We start from the raw sequence: 2,058 nt of genomic DNA on the forward strand, positions 1-2,058 counted from the left end.
GGCGGCGAGATGCCCCAGACCTGGGGCGTGCCGGTCGAAGAGATCCAGCGCGGCATCAAGCACGGCGTGCGCAAGATCAACATCGACACCGACAACCGCATGGCGATGACCGGCGCGATCCGCAAACTGTTCGCCGAGAAGCCGGGCGAGTTCGACCCGCGCAGCTACCTGAAGCCCGCCAAGGAAGCCATGCGCAAGGTCTGCGTCCAGCGCTTCGAGGAGTTCGGCACCGCAGGACACGCCAGCTCGATCAAGGCCATCCCACTGTCGGACATGGCCAAGCGCTACGCCTCGGGCGAACTGGCCCCGAAGATCGGCGTCAGCCGCCAAGCGGCCGAATAGGCCCATCGGCATAGACGACCCGCAGAGCCGCCGCCTCGCCCGAGGCGGCGGCTTTTGCATGTCCGGGAACCTTGCGCCGCCGACGGCGATTGCAAAGGCATGCGCCGGACCTGGACCCTGATCGTCCTGATGGCCGCCCTGGCCGCGATCGCCGGCCTCGGCGGCTGGATGCTCTATGCGAGTTCGCGCCTGGGCTACGGCTGGGAGGGCCTGGGCCAAGTGCTGATCTTCGTCGTCGCCGGCCTGATCGCCGTCGGCGGCCTGACCGGCGGACTGATGTGGCTGGCCTTCTATTCGGCCCGCCACGGCTATGACGAGCCCTACGACATCAACAAGCCGGGCGGCGGGCGCAGGCGCTAGTCCCGGCCCTAGTCGTCGACGTTCGCCCCGCGCATCTCGCGCACGAAGAAGAAGCCGATGACCGCCGTCACCGCGGCGATGACGATCGGATACCAGAGCCCGAAGTAGATGTTGCCCGTCGCCGCCACCATGGCGAAGGCGGTGGTCGGCAGGAAGCCGCCGAACCAGCCGTTGCCGATGTGGTAGGGCAGGCTCATCGAGGTGTAGCGGATGCGGGCCGGGAACATCTCGACCAGGGCCGCGGCGATCGGGCCGTAGACCATGGTCACGTACAGCATCAGCAGGAACAGCAGGGCCACGACCATCGGCCGGTTGACCTGGTCGGGGTCGGCCTTGGCCGGATATCCGGCCTCGTGCAGGCCGGCGTTGAGCTCCTTGACCCAGGCGTCGCGGGCGACCTTGAACTGCGCCATGTCCATGCCCGTGGCGTCGACGCCGGCGAACCCGCGATCGCCGATCATGACGAAGGCGGATTCGGACTCGGCGGTGGCCTTGACGCTCTCATAGGACACCCCGGCGTTGGCCAGCGCGGCGCGGGCGACGTCGCAGCCGCTGGTGAACACCTGCTTGCCGACGGGATCGAACTGCACGTTGCAGGTGGCCGGATTGGCGATCACCACCACCGGCGCGCGGGCGGTCGCGTGGGCCAGGGCCGGATTGGCGGCCTCGGTCAGGGCCTTGAAGATCGGGAAGTAGGTCAGCGCCGCCAGCAGGCAGCCGAGCAGGATGATCGGCTTGCGGCCGATCTTGTCGGACAGCCAGCCGAACACCACGAAGAACGGGGTGCCGAGGATCAGGGCGCAGGCGACCAGGGTGTTGGTCAGCGGCCCGTCGACCTTCAGCGTCTTCTCCAGGAAGAACAGGGCGTAGAACTGGCCGGTGTACCAGACCACCGCCTGGCCGGCGGTGAGCCCGACCAGGGCCAGCAGCACGATCTTCAGGTTCGACCACTGGCCGAACGACTCGGCCAGCGGCTTCTTCGAGGTCTTGCCCTCGTCGACCATCTTCTGGAACACCGGGCTCTCGTTGAGCTTCAGGCGGATCCACAGCGAGACCGCCAGCAGGAGCGCCGAGACCAGGAACGGGATGCGCCAGGCCCAGGCCTTGAACACCTCCTCGCCGGTCAGCGAGCGGACCGCCAGGATGACGATCAGGCTGAGGAACAGGCCGAGCGTCGCGGTGGTCTGGATCCAGCTGGTGTAGAGCCCGCGCTTGCCGGGCGGAGCATGTTCGGCGACGTAGGTGGCCGCCCCGCCGTACTCGCCCCCCAGCGCCAGGCCCTGGATCAGCCGCATGACGATCAGCAGCGCGGGCGCGGCGACGCCGATCTGGTCGTAGCCGGGCAGCAGGCCGACC

General features: G+C 68.4%; 3 protein-coding genes. 2 read left to right on the forward strand and 1 reads right to left on the reverse strand.

From position 1 onward, the window contains the following. On the forward strand, positions 1–342 hold a 342-nt coding region (locus C0481_RS21770), incomplete at its 5' end, for a class II fructose-bisphosphate aldolase (RefSeq protein ID WP_293407836.1). 99 nt (positions 343–441) lie between these two features. Continuing rightward, a complete protein-coding gene (locus tag C0481_RS21775; RefSeq protein WP_293407837.1) occupies positions 442–702 on the forward strand; it encodes a hypothetical protein in 261 nt (86 codons plus the stop codon). Positions 703–710: 8 nt separating this feature from the next. Here the strand turns inward: C0481_RS21775 and C0481_RS21780 are convergent. After that, on the reverse strand, positions 711–2,058 hold a 1,348-nt coding region (locus C0481_RS21780; protein WP_293407838.1), incomplete at its 5' end, for an MFS transporter.

Origin of the sequence: Phenylobacterium sp. (assembly GCF_013822795.1) — a bacterium.
GTDB lineage: Bacteria > Pseudomonadota > Alphaproteobacteria > Caulobacterales > Caulobacteraceae > Phenylobacterium.